The 19,566-nt window shown below is 40.4% G+C and carries 17 protein-coding genes; all 17 read left to right on the forward strand.

Features of this window, described 5'->3' with window-relative positions; genetic code table 11:
• The first annotated feature begins 11 nt into the window (after nt 1–11).
• Nucleotides 12–1,256 carry a sporulation protein YqfD gene (gene yqfD, locus BET01_RS21295; RefSeq protein WP_243117297.1) on the forward strand — a complete coding sequence of 415 codons (1,245 nt, stop codon included), beginning with the start codon at nt 12–14 and terminating at the stop codon, nt 1,254–1,256.
• Complete coding sequence (locus tag BET01_RS21300) at nt 1,243–2,259, forward strand: PhoH family protein (protein WP_120198879.1); 1,017 nt, start codon at nt 1,243–1,245, stop codon at nt 2,257–2,259. Before yqfD ends, BET01_RS21300 begins: the two co-directional genes overlap by 14 nt.
• Nucleotides 2,249–2,746 (forward strand): rRNA maturation RNase YbeY, encoded by a 498-nt coding sequence (ybeY, locus tag BET01_RS21305; RefSeq protein ID WP_120198880.1) that lies wholly within the window; start codon nt 2,249–2,251, stop codon nt 2,744–2,746. The genes BET01_RS21300 and ybeY overlap by 11 nt, the downstream gene beginning before the upstream one ends.
• The gene (locus tag BET01_RS21310; protein ID WP_120198881.1) at nt 2,743–3,888 is read left to right on the forward strand and encodes a DUF3048 domain-containing protein; all 1,146 of its coding nucleotides are present in this window, start codon (nt 2,743–2,745) and stop codon (nt 3,886–3,888) included. The genes ybeY and BET01_RS21310 overlap by 4 nt, the downstream gene beginning before the upstream one ends.
• On the forward strand, nt 3,875–5,551 hold the full coding sequence (locus BET01_RS21315; protein WP_120198882.1) for a putative polysaccharide biosynthesis protein: 1,677 nt from the start codon (nt 3,875–3,877) through the stop codon (nt 5,549–5,551). The genes BET01_RS21310 and BET01_RS21315 overlap by 14 nt, the downstream gene beginning before the upstream one ends.
• A gap of 54 nt (nt 5,552–5,605) precedes the next feature.
• Nucleotides 5,606–5,992 carry a hypothetical protein gene (locus tag BET01_RS21320; RefSeq protein ID WP_120198883.1) on the forward strand — a complete coding sequence of 129 codons (387 nt, stop codon included), beginning with the start codon at nt 5,606–5,608 and terminating at the stop codon, nt 5,990–5,992.
• 43 nt (nt 5,993–6,035) lie between these two features.
• Nucleotides 6,036–7,274 carry a BaiN/RdsA family NAD(P)/FAD-dependent oxidoreductase gene (locus tag BET01_RS21325; protein ID WP_330513380.1) on the forward strand — a complete coding sequence of 413 codons (1,239 nt, stop codon included), beginning with the start codon at nt 6,036–6,038 and terminating at the stop codon, nt 7,272–7,274.
• Nucleotides 7,271–8,863 carry an NAD(P)/FAD-dependent oxidoreductase gene (locus tag BET01_RS21330; protein WP_120198885.1) on the forward strand — a complete coding sequence of 531 codons (1,593 nt, stop codon included), beginning with the start codon at nt 7,271–7,273 and terminating at the stop codon, nt 8,861–8,863. The genes BET01_RS21325 and BET01_RS21330 overlap by 4 nt, the downstream gene beginning before the upstream one ends.
• Before the next feature lie 67 nt (nt 8,864–8,930).
• The gene (gene proB / locus BET01_RS21335) at nt 8,931–9,794 is read left to right on the forward strand and encodes a glutamate 5-kinase (RefSeq protein WP_120198886.1); all 864 of its coding nucleotides are present in this window, start codon (nt 8,931–8,933) and stop codon (nt 9,792–9,794) included.
• Nucleotides 9,795–9,804: 10 nt separating this feature from the next.
• The gene (locus BET01_RS21340; protein ID WP_120198887.1) at nt 9,805–10,026 is read left to right on the forward strand and encodes a DUF896 domain-containing protein; all 222 of its coding nucleotides are present in this window, start codon (nt 9,805–9,807) and stop codon (nt 10,024–10,026) included.
• Nucleotides 10,004–10,552 carry a 5-formyltetrahydrofolate cyclo-ligase gene (locus tag BET01_RS21345; protein WP_120198888.1) on the forward strand — a complete coding sequence of 183 codons (549 nt, stop codon included), beginning with the start codon at nt 10,004–10,006 and terminating at the stop codon, nt 10,550–10,552. The genes BET01_RS21340 and BET01_RS21345 overlap by 23 nt, the downstream gene beginning before the upstream one ends.
• A gap of 17 nt (nt 10,553–10,569) precedes the next feature.
• Nucleotides 10,570–11,814, forward strand: a complete 1,245-nt coding sequence (locus BET01_RS21350; RefSeq protein WP_120198889.1) for a glutamate-5-semialdehyde dehydrogenase — start codon at nt 10,570–10,572, stop codon at nt 11,812–11,814.
• Nucleotides 11,815–11,973: 159 nt separating this feature from the next.
• The gene (locus BET01_RS21355) at nt 11,974–12,780 is read left to right on the forward strand and encodes a motility protein A (RefSeq protein WP_120198890.1); all 807 of its coding nucleotides are present in this window, start codon (nt 11,974–11,976) and stop codon (nt 12,778–12,780) included.
• Between the two features lie 18 nt (nt 12,781–12,798).
• Nucleotides 12,799–13,491 carry an OmpA/MotB family protein gene (locus BET01_RS21360; protein WP_120198891.1) on the forward strand — a complete coding sequence of 231 codons (693 nt, stop codon included), beginning with the start codon at nt 12,799–12,801 and terminating at the stop codon, nt 13,489–13,491.
• Nucleotides 13,492–13,818: 327 nt separating this feature from the next.
• A complete protein-coding gene (abc-f, locus tag BET01_RS21365) occupies nt 13,819–15,348 on the forward strand; it encodes a ribosomal protection-like ABC-F family protein (RefSeq protein WP_120198892.1) in 1,530 nt (509 codons plus the stop codon).
• A 48-nt stretch (nt 15,349–15,396) separates the two neighbouring features.
• On the forward strand, nt 15,397–16,845 hold the full coding sequence (miaB, locus tag BET01_RS21370; RefSeq protein WP_120198893.1) for a tRNA (N6-isopentenyl adenosine(37)-C2)-methylthiotransferase MiaB: 1,449 nt from the start codon (nt 15,397–15,399) through the stop codon (nt 16,843–16,845).
• 27 nt (nt 16,846–16,872) lie between these two features.
• Complete coding sequence (mutS, locus tag BET01_RS21375; RefSeq protein WP_120198894.1) at nt 16,873–19,527, forward strand: DNA mismatch repair protein MutS; 2,655 nt, start codon at nt 16,873–16,875, stop codon at nt 19,525–19,527.
• The last annotated feature ends 39 nt before the right edge of the window (nt 19,528–19,566 follow it).

Here is a 19,566-nt window from a genome sequence, read left to right on the forward strand (position 1 = left end):
GGTGTAAGAACGTGATTGAATGGCTGAATCGTCACTTTTTCGGTTATCTTTTTATAGAAATGTCCGGGTTTTCTCCGGAACGGTTTTTAAATATGTGTACGGTTCATGAGATAGAGTTGTGGAAAGTAGTGAATACTGGTCCGACTTATCAATTTTTTATGACCGTCCCGGGGTTTCGAAAGATAAAACCTCTTGTTCGCAAATCGAAGGTCAGACTTAGGATTTTAAAAAAGTTTGGACTTCCTTTTTTTTTATACCGCAATCGTAGACGTAAATTTTATGCTGCAGGTTTTTTTGGATTTTTTGTAATTATATATGCTCTTTCTCTTTTTATTTGGGATATCGAATTTGATGGAAATAGAATGTATACATACGACACTCTTCTTAAGTACTGTGAATCGGAGCAGATCCGTTACGGTATGCAGAAATCTAAAATTGACTGTGATGCACTAGAGGAATCCCTCCGTACCTCTTTTCCAGAGATAACATGGGTATCTGCTAGAGTATCGGGAACCAGGCTTTTGGTTAAGATAAAGGAGAACGAGGTGCTGTCAGAAATCCCGGTAAAGGATGAAACTCCTTGCGATATTGTGGCGGAGAAGGACGGGATAATTACTTCTATGATCGTTCGAAGTGGGATTCCAATGGTATCCGTGGGAGATACCATAACCAAAGGCCAGGTATTGGTAAGCAGTGCAATTCCTATTATCGGAGACAGTGAGGAAATCGTAAACACACATTACGTTCATTCGGAGGCCGATATTCGAGCGAAAACAGAATATCATGAAGAAAGAAAGGTTCCTTTATACCGTAAAATTGATGTGGAAACAGGTAAGGTTCGAAAAGGACTGTACGTCAAAGCGTTTAATACATCTTTTTTGCTTATGCGCCCGCGTCCAGATGGAACCTCATGGAAAAAAACCATGGAAGAGGAACAGCTTCATTTGTTTCAGAATTTCTATCTGCCCATCTATATAGGTAACATAACAGGAAAAGAATTTATTTCCTATGAACGTCCCTATACTGAAGAGGAGAAAAAACAGCTGGCTGATAACATAAATAAGGAATTCGAAAAAAAATTATTGGAAAAAGGGGTACAAATTTTAGAGAATCGTGTTAAAATACTAGATAATGAATCTTTATGCCAAATTACCATGGATCTCATAACGGATGAACCGGTTGGAAGGCAGGAAGCTTTTAAGATTCAGACAACTGAGGAACAGAAGGAGACAAATCATTCAGATGAGCGTAATTGAGACAATCATAGATATCCCAGCAGAACACGAAAAAAATGTATGTGGACAATTTGACAGTTACTTAAAGAAGATTGAACGGACTCTTCATGTCACCATGGTCGCAAGAGATGGTGCTCTTAAAATCATAGGACCAGAATTAATGGTTCAGAAAGCAAGAAGTGTTTTTAGTAATTTAATTGAACTGTCCAAGCGCGGAAATTCCATAACGGAGCAGAACGTGGATTATGCCCTTTCTCTCTCTTTTTCTGAAAGCGACAGTCAGATACTTGAAATAGATAAAGATATTATCTGCCGCACGGTAGCTGGAAAACCGGTAAAGCCAAAGACCCTTGGTCAAAAGCAGTATGTGGATCAAATTCGGAAAAAGATGATTGTGTTTGGCATTGGACCTGCCGGTACAGGCAAAACATATTTAGCCATGGCAATGGCCATACAGGCATTTAAAAACGGAGAAGTGAATCGAATTATTCTCACAAGACCCGCCATTGAAGCAGGAGAGAAGCTTGGGTTTCTTCCGGGAGATCTTCAAAGCAAGATTGATCCTTATTTAAGACCTTTATACGATGCTCTTTATCAGATTATGGGGGCGGAAAGCTTTCTTCATAACTCGGAAAAGGGATTAATTGAAGTGGCTCCTCTTGCTTATATGAGGGGGCGTACCCTGGATAATGCCTATATTATTTTGGATGAGGCACAGAACACGACTCCTGCCCAGATGAAGATGTTTCTTACAAGAATTGGGTTTGGATCAAAAGTAATTGTAACGGGTGATCAGACTCAAAAGGACCTTCCTTCAGGGGCAACATCCGGTCTTGATACGGCAATGAGGATTCTTAATAAAATTGATGATATCAGCTTTTGCCAGCTGACAAGCAGCGATGTGGTCCGCCATCCTCTTGTTCAGAAAATTGTACAAGCCTATGATGAATTTGAATCAAAGGAAAAGCCGGTAGAACGAAAGACAAAAGCCACTGGTGGCAGAAAGGCACATTATGACGATTAACATTGAATACGAGTCCGAAACCAAACTCGATATTCCGTATAAAGAAATTATTACAGCCGCAATTGAGGAATCTATGGATTATGAAGGATGTCCTTATGAAGCTGAGGTGAATGTTCTGATTACTGACAATGAGGACATTCGCCAAATCAATAAAGAATTCCGTAATATAGACAGTCCTACAGATGTTCTTTCATTCCCTATGGTGGATTATGAATCCCCTTCCAACTTTGATCACCTAGAGGATATGACAAACGATTATTTTAGTCCCGAAACTGGAGAACTTCTTCTTGGTGATATTGTAATTTCCGTTGATAAGGTTATGGAGCAGGCGGAAAAATACGGCCACTCTGAGACGAGGGAGATGGCCTTTTTAGTGGCTCACAGTATGTTGCATTTGTTTGGATATGACCACATGGAAGAGGACGAGCGTCTGGTCATGGAACAAAAGCAAGAAGAAATATTAAGTCGGAGGGGATATGTAAGATGATGAAAAAGGTATGGTTTGGGCTTGCTGGATTGATGTTATCTGCCACTTTTTTAATGGGATGTGGAAAGCGATATGCGGAAGTATCGGTGACGGAACTTCCAACGAAAGAGGCTGCCTCTAATGAAATCAAGATAGACAGTAGCACAAAAGCCGCTGAAACACCGGAAGAAAGCCCAGGTGATTACTATACCTTTTCTGAACGCAAAGAAAAAGATGGGATGATACGCAGTTATCTAACCGGAGAGATGATAAAAGCAGCTATTGGAGATCGCAGACCAATCGCCGTCATGATGAGTAACGATAAAGCTGCCCTTCCCCAATATGGAATTAACCGGGCCAGCATTGTGTATGAGGCGCCTGCCGAAGGTGGGATGAACCGATATATGGCACTGATTGAAGATTATGATAATTTGGAGCGAATTGGTTCGGTGAGAAGCTGCCGTACTTATTATACATACTTTGCCCGTGAATTTGATGCAATCTATGCTCATTATGGTCAAAGTACCTTTGCAAAACCCTACTTAGCTAATGTGGATAATATCAATGGTTTAGAGGCCATTGGTAATGTTGCATATTTCCGTTCCAAAGATAAAAAGGCTCCCCACAATGCGTATACCAGCGGGAGCAGATTAAATGAGTCCATTGCTAAGCTTGGGTATTCGAAGGAATACAACAAGGCCTATCAAGGTCATTACCGCTTTGCAAAAACTGGCAAGGAAGTCACATTAAAGGATGCGCCTCAGGTTAGGGATGCTTACAAAGTAAAACCTGGTTATCCTCTGAATAAACCATGGTTTGAATATCATGAAGACGATGGCCTGTATTATCGCTTCCAGTATGGAGGCCCTCATAAAGGGGATGAAGGACAGATTAAAGTCAAGAATATATTACTGCAATACTGTCCTGCAGCACATTATGCAACCACCGATTATTTGAATATTGATGTGCAAGGCGTATCCTATGGAATGTATATAACACAGGGACGTGCAATCCCTCTTAAGTGGTCAAAGAATGATGAATTCGGACCCACACATTATTACGACATGGAGAATAATGAGATTATCCTGAACCAGGGAAAAACCTGGGTTTGTATCATATCCGCACAGGATTCTCCCAATGTAGAATTATATGGAAAACAATAAAACAAGAAATAACTCAACCAAAAGGGGTGCTTCGAATTTTCTGATTCAAGGTACAATTCTTGCGGTTGCCGGTATTATCGTACGTATTATAGGGATGTTTTACCGTATTCCCCTGGCCAGTATTTTAGGTGATGAAGGAAACGGTTATTACAGCTCCGCCTTTTCAATCTACTCCATACTTTTGATTGTCTCATCTTACAGTATGCCCACCGCAGTCTCTAAGTTGGTTGCTACCAGATTAGCACGAAAAGAATATATAAACTCGTTTCGTGTTTTAAAGGTATCTTTATTTTATGGAACCGTAGTTGGAGGCCTTGGGGCGGCAGTACTTTGGTTTGGAGCAGATGTTTTCGCAAATGATTTTCTAAAGATGCCCTATACCAGCTACGCTCTTAAAACACTGGCTCCAACCATTTGGATTATTGCATACCTTGGGGTTTTTCGTGGCTATTTTCAGGGACTTGGCACTATGCTTCCCACGGCCATATCCCAGGTTTTTGAGCAGATCGTGAATGCTGTAATCAGCATCTATGCGGCTGCAAAGTTATTTGAATTAGGACTTAAGTCCAATGCAGTGTATGGTTCCAATCAGTATTCCTTTGCTTTTGGAGCTGCTGGAGGAACCATTGGAACGGGAGTTGGAGCGTTGGCAGCTCTTTTATTCTTGGTATTTATCATGCTAAGTTATCGGCCGGTGATTAAAAAACAGTCTATAAGAGATCGAACCAGACGACTGGAATCTTACCAGGAACTGTCTAGTCTGCTTGTGATGACTGTATTTCCCATTGTATTAAGTAGTGTTGCATATAATATTAGCATTGTTATAGATAACAGTATTTACGGGAATGGTATGTCGATTCTTGGTATGGAAACTTCTGAAATCGCTTCTAACTGGGGTATATATTCTGGAAAGTACCGTCTGCTTTTTAATATTCCAGTAGCCATAGCGAATTCTTTGGCATCTGCCCTTATACCATCTCTATCCCAGGCAGTAGCAGAACGCAACAAGATGCAGATAACCAGAAAAATATCCATGGTAATCCGTTTTTCAATGATTATATCCATCCCAGCTACTGTGGGACTAACAGTGCTTGCAGGACCCATATGTAATTTGCTGTTCCAAAGAGATGATAATACAGATCTTATTCGTATGATGGTATATGGATCCGTAGCGGTTGTTTTTTTCTCCCTTTCAACGGTGACAAACGCAGTGCTTCAGGGAATCAACCACATGCGTACTCCTCTTAAGAACGCAGTTATTTCTCTCGTTCTACATGTAGGGATCCTTTGCGTCATGATATTTGTATTTAAAATGGGGATTTACGGAGTTCTGTACTCAAACATTATATTTGCCTTAACCATGTGCCTTTTTAATGGTTTGGCAATTGGCAAATTTCTTCACTATAAGCAGGAAGTAATAAAGACCTTTCTTCTACCTACGTTTGCCGCTGCAATTATGGGTGGTGCTGCCTATGGAACCCATTTTATTATTCATTCTATATTAAAAAGCAACTTTCTTGGTGTTCTGGTTGCTATTATCGTAGCCTCAGGTGTATATGGAGTTCTTTTGCTAAAACTTCATTGTGTCGATGAAAAAGAGCTGATGAGCCTTCCAGGAGGGGGTAAAATAGCAAATATTGCAAGAAAATTCCATTTGTTGTGATTAAAAACCGAAAAGAGAGCAGATACTATACTTACTTGAAGGAGGTATCATTTCATGAAGAAGTATATGTTCTGCTTTCTTTTGTTCGTCGCCGCATCTGCGATCTGTTTGGGTGTTGGGTTTGTCATAACAAAAGACAGTGTAAGGCCAGAAAAAGCCTTGCCAGGTGCGACCCTTGAAACCGAAACCGTAACAGAAGCGCAGATCGTCATTAATCAGGAAGAGGTCCAACCTGCCAATGCAAAAGGCAAGGAGAAATATTATCTTGTTTCAGAGGACGGATATTTGCTCGTCCTCTATCAAGATAAAACCACCATCTGTCTCTATACCCATATGCCTGTCACAGACTTTCCGGAGGAAGAACGCGGAAAGCTAATGGAGGGAATTTGGTTTACTTCCATGATAGAGGTGTTTAATTACTTGGAATCCTATACAAGCTAGGAATTTCTTAAAACAAAAAGATGAACTCCTTAAAACAGTTCATTTGAAGATACAGGAGGAGGATATGAAACAACAGGTAATTGTTGTAGGCGGAGGCGCTTCTGGTCTTACAGCAGCAATTGTAGCTGCCAGATCGGGCGCTTCTGTTGCAATTATAGAACATACATCAAAACCAGGGAAAAAACTTCTTTCTACTGGCAATGGAAAATGCAACTTAACGAATATGAATCAGTTTGATGAAGCCTACCGTAGTAACTATCCTGAATTTATTAATAAAGCCAGGAAACAAGTAACGGTAGAAGAGACACTTCATTTCTTTCGGGATCTTGGTCTCGTACTTACAGACAGGAATGGATATATTTATCCCTATTCCGGACAGGCCACAGCAGTTCTTGAAGCACTACTTGCTGAGCTAAAGTATCTGGGCGTGGAAATCATAACGGATTGTCGGGTAACACAAATTCAACCTGATCTTACTGTTATAACATCGGCAGGAAAACGAAAGGCAGATGCGGTCATTCTGGCCGCTGGATCTATGGCCGCTTCAAAGACTGGTTCCGATGGAAGTGGTTATACACTTGCAAAAGCGTTAGGACACCGGATTATCCCCCCACTTCCTGCTCTCGTTCAACTTAAATGCAAGGAAACGTGGTACAAGCAGGTAACCGGTGTGCGGACCGAAGCCATCGTTACACTAAAGGTAGATGGAAAAGTAACCGCCTCAGACCGAGGAGAGTTACAGCTAACTGATTATGGAGTTTCAGGGATTCCAGTTTTTCAAGTAAGCAGGTTTGCGGTAAAGGGATTAAAGGAGAATAAACCAGTTATAATAGAACTGGATTTGATACCAGCTATGGATTATAAAGAAACCATGGAATATCTCACAGAAAGAAGGAACCGCTTTGGACATCGGCCAGCCAAAGAGTTTTTAAATGGCGTAATCAATCAAAAGTTAATTCCAATCCTTCTAAAAGAAGCTGGAATACATTCGGGTAATGTCGCTCAGCTTACCCAAGCCCAGATAAAAGCTTTGACCGATGCCTTAAAAGGGCTAAAGACAGTGGTCACCTCCTTCAATTCCTATGAGCAAGCTCAAGTATGCAGTGGAGGAATTGATACAAGAGAGGCCAACCCTGAGACCATGGAATCAACGTTGGTCAAAGGACTTTATTTGGCTGGCGAAGTACTAGATGTAGATGGAATATGTGGTGGATATAACTTACAATGGGCATGGACCAGTGGTATACTGGCTGGAAGACATGCGGGAAGAGGACTAAGATGATTAGAATTAATCAATTAAAATTAAAAGTGGACCATACGGAAGAAGAATTATGGTTAAAAGCAGCAAAGACATTAAGAATGCCTGTTGAGGAAATAGAAGTTTTAAAAATTATCAAACAATCCATTGACGCAAGGAAAAAAGAGGAACTTCATTTTACCTATACCGTTGATGTTAAAGTACAAAATGAGAAAACAGTATTACATAGAGCTAAAAATGTCAATGTCGTACTAACTGAGAAAAAGGTATATCGCTTCCCTGTAAATGGCACTGAGGCGATGCCCGGACGTCCGGTCATTATTGGCGCGGGACCAGCAGGATTATTTTGCGGTGTCATGCTTGCTAGAAACGGATACCGCCCTATACTGCTAGAACGCGGACAAGCAGTGGACGAACGAAGAAAAGCAGTGGATGAATTCTGGAAAAATGGAACTTTGAAACAAGACTGCAATGTTCAGTTTGGAGAAGGCGGAGCAGGAACCTTTTCTGATGGTAAGCTTAACACCTTGGTGAAAGATCCTCTAATGAGAAACCGCAAGGTTTTAGAGCTGTTTGTAGAGTTTGGAGCAGACCCTTCCATACTGTATATGAATAAGCCTCATATTGGTACCGATGTTTTGGGTGGTATTGTAAAAAAGATGAGAGAGGAAATCAATCACCTTGGAGGAGAGGTGCGTTTTAACAGCCGCGTAACCGACTTTATCATAAAGGACGGTAAACTCTCTAGTGTAGTTGTAGGCGAAGAGGAGATCTCTGCGGAAATTCTCGTATTAGCCATTGGTCACAGTTCAAGAGATACACTTGAAATTCTTGAAAAAAGAGGAGTTCCTATGGAGGCGAAATCATTTGCCGTAGGATTAAGAATCCAGCATCCTCAAGATAACGTAAATAGTTGCCAGTATGGTGTCAAAAATCATCCTGTTCTTGGAGCCGCTGATTATAAGTTGACTCACCAAAGTTCAAGTGGCAGAGGTATTTATACGTTTTGCATGTGTCCAGGTGGCTATGTTGTTAATGCTTCCTCAGAAGATAATATGCTTGCAGTAAACGGAATGAGTTATCACAACCGGGCTGGGAAAAATGCTAACAGTGCTTTAATCGTAACCGTAACACCAGAAGATTTTGGCGCAACAGGTCCTCTTTCCGGAGTGCACTATCAAAGAGAACTGGAAAAAGCAGCTTATTTAAGCTGTGAAGGTAAGATTCCCGTACAACTTTACGGAGATTTTAAAAAAGGACAGTTATCAAGTGGCTTTGGTGATGTAGAGCCAGCATTTAAAGGTCAATATGGATTTTCTTCCATCAGTGATTTCTTGCCCGCTTATTTATCAGAAGCATTGATCGAAGGAGTAGAAGCATTTGACCGCAAGATCAAGGGTTTTTCAAGACCGGATGCGATTTTAGCAGGTGTGGAGAGCAGAACATCATCCCCAGTAAGAATCCCAAGAGATGATGTGTTTGAAAGCAGCATCAAGGGAATCTATCCTTGCGGAGAGGGTGCCGGATATGCCGGAGGAATCACATCTGCCGCTATGGATGGTTTAAAAGTCGCAGAAGCTATTGCCGCAAGATTCAATAAGCTCTCTCTATAAAAATTGACGAAACTTTAAAAATGATGTAAGATATTTAACAAAAGAACGGAAGAAAGTGGATGAGACTATGAGCATCAGGGAGAGAGAGAAATTAAAAGAAAAGAAAAGAATTGTCATTAAAATTGGATCTTCATCCTTAACTCACGCTTGTACCGGTGATTTAAATCTTACAAAAATCGAAAAACTCATTCGTGTTATTAGCGATCTAAAAGGAGAAGGCAAGGAAGTTATACTGGTTTCTTCTGGAGCCATTGCTGCTGGACGCCAGGCCTTGGGACATCATTCCAAGCCTGGTACCATCGCTGAAAAACAGGCGTTTGCCGCCGTTGGTCAGGCAAGACTAATGATGGTTTATCAAAAACTGTTTGCAGAATATAATCAGATCGCTGCACAAGTCCTATTAACTAAGAATACAATGACTCATGATATCAACCGATATAATGCCCAGAATACATTTGATGAACTGTTAAAACTGGGAACCATTCCGGTAGTCAATGAAAATGATACAGTATCCACCTCTGAAATCCCTCTGGTTGATAATTTTGGAGATAATGACCGGCTTTCTGCTATTGTTGCCGCTCTTATTGGAGCTGATTTGCTGATACTGCTCTCTGATATAGATGGTCTGTATTCGGATGATCCAAGGCAGAATCCAGAAGCGAAATTCATTGGCCTGGTGGAGAAGATAACACCCGAGCTTCTCCAGATGGGTAAATCCACATCAGGAAGCGATGTAGGAACCGGAGGCATGGCTGCAAAGCTTGCTGCAGCACGTATTGCTACCGATGGTGGGTCAGATATGGTAATTGCCAATGGCGATCACGTTGAAGTAATTCAACAGATTATGTCGGGGGAAGAAAAAGGAACTTTGTTTATGGCTCATCCCAATCATGATTTTGATTTGATGGACTATATTAACCACGAGTATTAAGGAGAAACAAATGAATCAGGAAAAATTAGACCGCATCAATGCTCTCTATCACAAATCCAAATCAGTTGGTTTGTCAGAGGAAGAAAAGGCAGAGCAGGCTGCTTTACGGAAGGATTATATTGAATCCATACGTTCCAGTTTAAGAGGAAACCTAAATAGTATCTCTATTCAGGAAGAAGACGGATCGATTACCGATCTGGGTGAAAAATATGGAAAAGTCAGAAAAGAATGAAATAAGAAGCTGGATTAAGGAACAAAGGAAAACACTGGACTCTGCTACGGAACACTTATGGAATGACGTTATATGCCAGAAGCTGTTAAATCTCACAGAAATCCACCAAGCCTTTTGTATTTATTGCTATGCTTCCTTTCACGGGGAAGCCGGTACATGGAGTTTCATGGAGGCTTTACTAAATCAGGGGAAATACATAGCTGTTCCTAAAGTTTCGGGCAAACAAATTGAGTTTTACGCTATAAGTGGCAAGAAAGATCTAGAAGAGGGCGTAATGGGTATCATGGAACCAAAATCCACCTGTTTAAAGGTGTGTGATCCAGATGCTCCTGTTATTGTACCAGGAATCGCCTTTGACAGGGAAGGAAATAGGTTGGGGTACGGCGGCGGATATTACGACCGTTTCTTTGAACGGGAGCCTTCTCACCCCCGCTTAGCTATTGCATATGATTTTCAGCTATTTGAACGAATTCCGGCAGAATCTCACGACAAACGAGTAGACCGGATTATCACTCCGAAAGGATAGAATTGGGGGACTCTAATATGACAGTTCATGAAATTGGAAAGAAAGCGAAAGAGATTACAAATATTCTTGGGATACTTGGCTCTGAAAAAAAGAATCAGGGCTTAAGATCAGCGGCTGAGGCCCTGATATCGGGAGCAACAGAAATTCTTGCTGCCAATCAAAAAGATGTAGAAAAAGCTACTAAATCAGGTATGAATGCTGGGTTAATTGACCGTCTGGAACTGACTTCCGATCGAATTGGAGCCATGGCAGACGGCCTTTTGTCTGTTGCGGCTCTTGAAGATCCGGTGGGAGAATTTCTATCTATGAAGAACCGGCCTAACGGTCTTACCATTGGACAAAAGCGCGTTCCTTTAGGAGTGGTCGGAATTATTTATGAAGCAAGACCAAATGTCACAGCCGACGCCTTTGGATTGTGCTTTAAATCTGGTAATGCAGTAATTTTAAAAGGTGGAAGCGATGCCCTGGAATCCAATATAGCTATTGTAAAATGGCTACAAATAGGATTGTCAGATGCTGGACTTCCACAAGACTCCATCCAACTCATTACAGATACAGACCGAGAAGTAACAAAGGAGTTTATGCGTCTTAGAGAATATGTAGATGTACTGATTCCTAGAGGTGGCGCAGGACTAATTAAAGCCGTTGTAGATAACAGCACGATTCCGGTTATTGAGACAGGTACGGGCAATTGCCATGTTTTTGTGGATGAGTCGGCTGATTTTAATATGGCACTAGATATTATTTTCAATGCGAAGACGCAAAGAATCGGTGTTTGCAACTCCTGCGAATCCTTAGTAATTCATAGAGAGATCGCACCTAAATTTCTTCCATTATTAAAAGAAAGACTTTCCCTTAAATCTGTTGAAATACGTGCTGATAAAGAGGCTTGTTCTCTTGAACCCAGCTTCGTGCCTGCAACAGAAGAGGATTGGGGCAAAGAGTATCTGGATTACATTCTGTCTTTAAAGATTGTTGGCTCGATTGATGAGGCCATTAACCACATTAACCAGTACAGTACAAGACATTCTGAGGCGATTATTACTTCCGATTATGGAAATTCTCAGAAATTTTTAAATGAGGTTGATGCCGCTGCTGTTTATATCAATGCTTCTACCAGGTTTACGGATGGATATGAGTTTGGATTTGGAGCAGAGATCGGAATCAGCACACAAAAGCTACATGCTAGGGGCCCTATGGGGCTTAAGGAATTGACCACCACCAAATATATCATATACGGAAATGGTCAGGTTCGCCCATAAAACGGATATCAGCATACTATTTGTTACATGAAATTAGACTGTTATACCACTTAATCTAAATTTGAAACTAAATTTAGCGCTTTTTTAGCGTACGATTTCGTCAAAATATGATAAAATTGAAGCTATAAAATTATAATACTAGTTACAAAGGAGATTATTATGGATTTTTCGCTGATTGTTGGAATTATTATTGGTGTAGCCGCGCTTTTGACGGGTTATGCGCTGGAGCACGGTGTAATATCATCCTTGTTTTTAGTTAGCCCCTTTATCATTGTCTTTGGAGGAACCGTAGGATGTGTTATCGCATCGTTTTCTTTTACAGACATTGCTATGGCTATGAGAGCGATGATGAAAAGTTTTAACCATCCTCATTCAGGAAGTATGGAGAGGATTATCTCTAAGATATCCATGATCGCTACCCGTTATAGAGCGAATGGTGTAACATGTCTTGAAGAAATAAGTCGTGATCCTGAGCTTAATCAGGAAGAATATCTCCTTCTAAAAGAAGGCCTTGTATTGATTCAGGAGTTGAAATCTCCGGAAGATATACAATACACTCTGGAGTCCGATATTAGAGCATATGTACAGCAAAGAAGCATTGAGGCCAACGTATTTGAGTCCGCAGCCGGATTTTCCCCAACCATGGGAGTTATCGGTACCGTAATGGGACTAATCATGGTACTCGCAGCCGGCTTTGATGATCCATCAAAATTAGCCGGTTCTATTGCGACTGCATTTATCGCAACCCTTTACGGTGTCTTTTTGGCGAACATTGTTTACTTACCCATTGCAACTAAGTTAAAGACACAGTTAAAGAGAAAACATATTCAAAAAGAGATGATTGTAGATGGTGTATGCATGATAGCCAGAGGCAGCACCTCTAGGAACATTGAAAATGAACTTGCTCTCTACTTCCAAGCATTTTCAGACGGCGGGAAGAGATATAAGCAGGGAATTGATAACTAATCGAAGGAGGAGAGTACGATGGGCAGAAGAGGCAGCGTAGAACATGAAGTCGAGAAAGATAATTCTGATCGTTGGTTACTTACATATGCAGATATGATTACTCTGCTCCTGGCTTTGTTTATCATTATGTATGGTATGAGTTCCGTTGATTCACAAAAAGTAAAAGAGTTGTCTCAGGGGTTGGAGCAGGCTTTAAATCATGGATCCTCTAAAGGCTCAGAGCAGTCAGGAGGCATTCTTCCATCAGATAATTTGGAAAATGTATATAAAAGCTTACAGTCTTATGTAAAAGAGCGGAACCTGGAACAGACTATAGATTTATCTTCCACTGGCACATCAATTACCATTCGAATGAGAGATGCCATGCTATTTAAACCGGATACCGCTATATTACAAGCGGAAAGCAAGCCGATTATTGAAGAGATTTCAAAAAGTCTGGAAGCAATCTACGGAGACATTCATCATATTACCATAACAGGTAATACTGCGGATTTGGGAAACCGAGATGCTTATAACGAAGCTGATTCCTGGCAGCTTTCCGTAAACCGTGCGGTTACTGTATTAAATTATATGACCTCCATCGGATTAGAAGCAGAAAAGATGTCGATTGAAGGCAATTCCCATTACAATCCTATTGCTACCAATGATTCGGAAGATGGCAGGGCAAAGAACCGAAGAGTAGAAATCACAATTACTGGAAGAGCAAATTAGGTCTTCTATGTTTGACACATTTTGTATTCTATGGTATGCTAGATTTATATTTTAAAGAAAGAGGTGAAAGAATGAAGTTATAATTCTTGCTGATGTTACTACACAATATAAGTAATAGGCTTCCTATGCTTTTTTGTTGTGTTTGTTATGCAAGAATATCACTTCATTCTCAGGCCTTTTTTGTTTGTAAATTTATAGTTTTTAAATTTGCGAAAATTGGTAAATCCCCTTGCCTGAAAAGGCAGGTGGCTGTCGGCTGCGAGAATTGAATTCTTGCAGCCGTTTTTTTGTGCAGAAATATCTTTCTGCTGAATTGGAGGTATGTATATGTCGTTAATACAAGTTACAGATTTGTCTTTCACATACGAAGGAGCCATTGAGCCCGTGTTTGAACATGTGTCTTTTCAAATCGATACGGATTGGAAACTTGGATTTACCGGGAGAAATGGGAGAGGGAAAACCACATTTTTAAACCTTTTGATGAAGCGCTACGAATTTACAGGCAGCATTGTTTCAAGTGTTACATTTGATTACTTTCCATTTTTGGTAGAAGATCAAGATCGAAACACCATGGAGATTCTTGATTCCCTTAATGAAGGATATGAGTATTGGGAGCTTAAGAGGGAATTGACCAAATTGCAGGTTAATGAAAATGTTTTGTATCGCCCGTTCTCAACGTTATCAAATGGAGAACGAACTAAAGTACTTCTGGCAGCGCTATTTTTGAAGGAAAACCATTTCCTTCTAATTGATGAACCAACGAATCATCTCGACCGGGAAGGAAGAGCTTTGGTTAGTCAATATTTAAGCAGTAAAAAGGGATTTATACTGGTATCCCACGATAGAAATTTCCTTGACACCTCAGTGGATCATATTCTATCCATTAATAAATCCAATATAGAAGTTCAAAAAGGTAATTTCACATCCTGGTATGACAACAAGCAAAGACAAGACCAATACGAATTATCTGAAAATACCAAGTTGAAAAAGGGAATACACCGTTTGGAAGCATCCGCAAAGCAATCCAAAGAATGGGCGGAACAAGTAGAATCAACCAAAATCGGTAAAAAGTCCATGGCCCATGAAAAATCCATAGATTCCAGAGCCTATATTGGTGAAAAATCCAGACGGATGCAGATGCGCAGAAAAAACTTGGAGCAAAGACAGGACCATGCAATTGAAGAGAAAAAAGGGTTATTAAAAAACTTGGAAGAAGCAGAACGTCTGAAACTTTATAAAGCAAAACATCATATGCAACGAATTCTCACGTTAAACGAAGTAGTCCCCTATTTTGATTCTCCCGTGTGCAAACCAATTAGCTTTTTACTAGAGCAAGGGCAACGGATTTCACTTCAAGGAAAAAACGGGAGTGGTAAGTCAAGTATTATTAAGCTTATCCTTGGAAGGGAAGAAGATCTTAGCTCACTATTATACAGGGGAGTTATTGAAGCGGCCAGCGGTTTAATTATCTCTTATGTATCCCAGGACACTTCCTTTTTACACGGAAGTTTAACGGAGTATGCCAAGGCATGTGGGGTGGAAGATCCCCTTTTTAAATCCGTTTTAAGAAAGCTTGATTTTTCCAGAGAACAGTTTGATAACAACATGGAAGATTACAGTGAAGGACAAAAGAAAAAGGTTCTGATTGCCAGAAGTCTCTGCGAGAGTGCACATCTCTATATTTGGGATGAACCGTTGAATTTTATAGATGTATATTCGAGAATTCAGATCGAAGAATTAATCAAAGAATTCCAGCCAACTATGATATTTGTTGAGCATGATGAGGCATTTACCAATCAGATTACAACCAGCAGGATACAGGTGGAGCAAGTGGATTTTGGACTTTGCAATCAATAGTATTTATGTTATAATGGGAAAATCGAATAAAAATAAGAGGTTAAGTAGATGAATTATATAAATATGACTTATGATGAAGCCTGTCATCACGCACCGATTGAAGAGCCTGCAAGGCAGTATTATTTTATAGAATATTGCAAGGCTTTGCTTGATAAGCTAAAGGAGGTTGCTGAGAAAGAAACATTTACCTTTCATCTTGCCACTTTTGGTTGTCAAATGAATTCCAGGGATTCAGAAAAACTTCAGGGGATTTTAGAAGCCATCGGGTTTGAGGAAACGGATTCGGAAGAAGCCGATTTTGTACTTTATAATACCTGTACGGTCCGAGAGAATGCCAACCAGAGAGTATACGGACGTTTGGGCCACTTAAATAGCTTAAAGCAGAAAAACCCTCACATGATGATTTCCCTTTGTGGTTGCATGATGCAGGAAGAAGAAGTTGTTGCAAAGATTAGGAAAAGCTACCGTTTTGTTGATATTATTTTTGGTACCCATAATATCTTTAAGCTTGCGGAATTGATGGCGGAACGTTTGCAAAAGAAAAAGATGGTAGTGGATATATGGGAAGGAACAGACCGTATCGTCGAGGATCTTCCTACGGATCGGAAGTATCCCTTTAAATCAGGCGTTAATATTATGTTTGGCTGCAATAATTTCTGCAGCTACTGCATCGTTCCTTATGTACGTGGAAGAGAGCGAAGCAGAAGTTCTAAGGATATTGTAGACGAGGTTAAAAAGCTTTCTAAAGACGGCGTTGTGGAAATTATGCTTCTAGGCCAGAATGTTAATTCATACGGTAAAAACTTAGAAGAGCCTGTAAGCTTTGCAGAGCTTCTCACCGAGATTGACCAGATTGAGGAACTGAAACGAATTCGTTTTATGACATCCCATCCAAAGGATCTGTCCGACGAGTTGATTGAGGCCATGAAAAACTCTAAAAAAGTATGCCGCCATATCCATCTTCCTCTTCAGTCTGGAAGTAGCAATATTTTAAAAGCTATGAACCGGAGTTATACCAAGGAACAGTACTTAGTGCTTGTGGACAAGATACGTGCAGCCATGCCGGATATTTCCCTGACCACAGATATTATCGTAGGTTTCCCAGGAGAGACGGAAGAGGACTTTTTAGAAACACTTGATGTGGTGAAAAAGGTTCGTTTTGACAGTGCTTTTACCTTTGTTTACTCCAAACGTACCGGAACTCCAGCAGCAAAGATGGAATGTCAGATCTCAGATGAGGCTGTAAAAAACCGTTTTGATCGCTTATTAAAAGAAGTGAAGCTCATTTCTTCCGAAATGTGTCGCAGGGACGAGCATACAATACAAGAAGTATTGGTCGAGGACATCAATGATCCTGCAAGAGAACTTTTAACCGGGCGCATGGGCAATAATGTCACCGTTCATTTTAAAGGAGATTCTTCTCTTATCGGAAAAACCGTGAATGTGTATCTGGATGAATCAAAAGGATTCTATTACATGGGAACTTTAAGACCATAACTATAAGAAAAGAGGAAACAAAAAAGCATGGCCGGTTTATCACCAATGATGACCCACTATCTGGAAACGAAGAAGGAATATCCGGACTGCGTCCTGTTTTACAGACTAGGAGATTTTTACGAAATGTTCTTCGAGGATGCGGTTACCGTTTCCAGGGAGTTGGAAATAACATTAACAGGAAAAGAATGCGGATTAGAGGAACGGGCGCCTATGTGCGGCGTTCCTCATCATGCCGTTGAGAATTATTTAATACGCCTTGTTCAAAAGGGATATAAAGTTGCAATTGCTGAGCAGATGGAAGATCCAAAGTTTGCAAAGGGATTGGTTAAAAGAGAAGTAATCCGTGTTGTAACACCTGGAACCATTACAAGTGCCCAGGCTCTTGATGAAACAAAAAACAATTATTTGATGGGCATTGTCTATATTGGAGAAACTTTTGGAATTGCCGTTGCAGATATCAGTACCGGTGACTTTCTTGTTACTGAGGTAGAATCAGAACGAGAACTAACAGATGAAATCAATAAATTCAACCCATCTGAAATCATATGCAATGAGGCATTTTATGTCTCTGGCGTTGATATAGAAGATATCAAAAACCGCTATCATGCGGTAGTTTCATCTCTGGATAATCATTTCTTTTCGGATGAAGTCTGCCGAAAAATTTTAAAAGAGCATTATAAGGTTGCAGCACTCTCTGGACTGGGATTAGAAGATTATGATAACGGGATTATTGCTGCCGGTTCCGTGATGCAATACATGTATGAGACTCAAAAGAGCAGTTTGTCTCACATTACCAACATAACACCTTATTCAACGGGTCAGTTTATGATCATTGATACTTCTACCAGACGAAACTTAGAGCTTCTTGAGACCCTTCGGGAAAAGCAAAAGAGAGGCAGTCTTTTATGGGTCTTGGATCGAACAAAGACAGCCATGGGCGCAAGAATGCTTCGTACATACATAGAACAACCCCTAATACATAAATCAGAGATTATCAATCGTCAGAATGCAATAGAAGAACTTAATATGAATTATATTTCTAGGGAAGAAATCTGCGAATACTTAAATCCCATATATGATTTGGAGCGTTTGATCGGGCGTATCAGCTATAAGACTGCAAACCCTAGAGATTTGATATCCTTTAAAAATTCTTTGGAGATGCTTCCCTATATCAAAAAAATATTAGAGGAATTTAACAGCGAGATGCTGATGAATCTTCAAGAAGAGCTGGACCCCTTAACGGATGTAAAAGATTTAATTGATCGGGCCATCATCGATGATCCACCCATTACAGTGCGTGAAGGTGGTATTATCAAAGAAGGGTTTCATGAGGAAGCGGATAAATTTCGTCATGCGAAGACGGAAGGAAAAAGTTGGCTGGCTGAACTGGAATCAAGGGAGAAAGAAAAGACCGGAATTAAAAACTTAAAGGTAAAGTACAATAAAGTCTTTGGTTATTACTTTGAAGTCACTAATTCTTTTAAGGATCTTGTACCGGATTATTTCATTCGTAAGCAGACCCTTGCCAATGCAGAACGTTATACCACCGATGAGCTTAAAGAATTAGAGGACGTAATCCTTGGCGCAGAGGATAAGCTTTATACCTTAGAATATCAGTTGTTTACTGAGGTTCGTGATTCTGTCGCGGCACAGGTTCTCCGCATTCAAAAAACGGCTCGTGCCATTGCAGGAGTTGATGTAATTACTTCCCTTTCTTCCGTTGCTACAAGGAATAACTATGTGAAACCTAGTATTAATGAAAAAGGATTGATTGATATTAAAAATGGCCGCCATCCAGTGGTTGAAAAGATGCTTAGAGATGATTTATTTGTATCCAATGATACTTATTTGGATAACAGCAAAAATCGACTTTCCATTATAACAGGGCCTAACATGGCTGGAAAGTCTACCTATATGAGACAGACTGCCCTCATTGTATTGATGGCCCAAATCGGTAGCTTTGTCCCTGCGGAAGAGGCTAACATTGGAATCTGCGACCGCATTTTCACCAGAGTAGGAGCATCGGACGATCTTGCATCCGGGCAGAGTACTTTTATGGTAGAGATGACAGAGGTGGCAAATATACTCCGCAATGCGACCAAAAACAGTCTGATTGTATTAGATGAGATCGGCCGTGGTACTAGTACTTTTGACGGTCTGAGTATTGCATGGGCGGTCGTAGAACACATCAGTAACTCCAAGCTTCTCGGTGCAAAGACCTTATTTGCAACTCATTACCATGAACTGACGGAGTTAGAAGGAACTATAAGCGGAGTAAACAACTACTGCATCGCAGTAAAAGAACAAGGCGATGATATTGTATTTTTAAGAAAGATCATAAAAGGCGGCGCAGATAAAAGTTATGGCATTCAGGTAGCAAAGCTTGCCGGTGTGCCAGATACTGTTATTTATAGAGCGAAAGAGCTATTATCCGAATTGAGTGAAGCTGATATCACAGTGAAAGCAAAAGAGATTGCAGAGACCAATTCAAACATAACCCAGAGAAAAGCTGTTCCAAAGCCAGATGAAGTGGATTTACAGCAAATGTCTCTGTTTGATACAGTTAAAGACAATGATATTATTAAGGAATTAGGAGAGTTAGAGCTTGGGAACATGACTCCAATCGATGCTCTTAATATCTTATACCGCTTGCAGACAAAGCTTAAGAACCGTTGGCAGTAAGAAAACCAACGGGTGCACCTTAATGTTCGATTAACATGA

The organism is Lacrimispora algidixylanolytica (assembly GCF_003609635.1).
In the GTDB taxonomy this organism is placed as follows: Bacteria; Bacillota; Clostridia; order Lachnospirales; family Lachnospiraceae; genus Lacrimispora; species Lacrimispora algidixylanolytica.

Bases quoted from the DNA above. Each gene is read 5' to 3' on its own strand.
- ybeY (WP_120198880.1), top strand. From the start codon at position 2,249: ATGACGATTAACATTGAATACGAGTCCGAAACCAAACTCGATATTCCG.
- BET01_RS21330 (WP_120198885.1), top strand. From the start codon at position 7,271: ATGATTAGAATTAATCAATTAAAATTAAAAGTGGACCATACGGAAGAA.
- BET01_RS21360 (WP_120198891.1), top strand. From the start codon at position 12,799: ATGGGCAGAAGAGGCAGCGTAGAACATGAAGTCGAGAAAGATAATTCT.
- BET01_RS21340 (WP_120198887.1), top strand. From the start codon at position 9,805: ATGAATCAGGAAAAATTAGACCGCATCAATGCTCTCTATCACAAATCC.
- BET01_RS21345 (WP_120198888.1), top strand. From the start codon at position 10,004: ATGGAAAAGTCAGAAAAGAATGAAATAAGAAGCTGGATTAAGGAACAA.
- BET01_RS21355 (WP_120198890.1), top strand. From the start codon at position 11,974: ATGGATTTTTCGCTGATTGTTGGAATTATTATTGGTGTAGCCGCGCTT.
- BET01_RS21350 (WP_120198889.1), top strand. From the start codon at position 10,570: ATGACAGTTCATGAAATTGGAAAGAAAGCGAAAGAGATTACAAATATT.
- BET01_RS21320 (WP_120198883.1), top strand. From the start codon at position 5,606: ATGAAGAAGTATATGTTCTGCTTTCTTTTGTTCGTCGCCGCATCTGCG.
- BET01_RS21300 (WP_120198879.1), top strand. From the start codon at position 1,243: ATGAGCGTAATTGAGACAATCATAGATATCCCAGCAGAACACGAAAAA.
- proB (WP_120198886.1), top strand. From the start codon at position 8,931: ATGAGCATCAGGGAGAGAGAGAAATTAAAAGAAAAGAAAAGAATTGTC.
- mutS (WP_120198894.1), top strand. From the start codon at position 16,873: ATGGCCGGTTTATCACCAATGATGACCCACTATCTGGAAACGAAGAAG.
- abc-f (WP_120198892.1), top strand. From the start codon at position 13,819: ATGTCGTTAATACAAGTTACAGATTTGTCTTTCACATACGAAGGAGCC.
- BET01_RS21315 (WP_120198882.1), top strand. From the start codon at position 3,875: ATGGAAAACAATAAAACAAGAAATAACTCAACCAAAAGGGGTGCTTCG.
- miaB (WP_120198893.1), top strand. From the start codon at position 15,397: ATGAATTATATAAATATGACTTATGATGAAGCCTGTCATCACGCACCG.
- BET01_RS21310 (WP_120198881.1), top strand. From the start codon at position 2,743: ATGATGAAAAAGGTATGGTTTGGGCTTGCTGGATTGATGTTATCTGCC.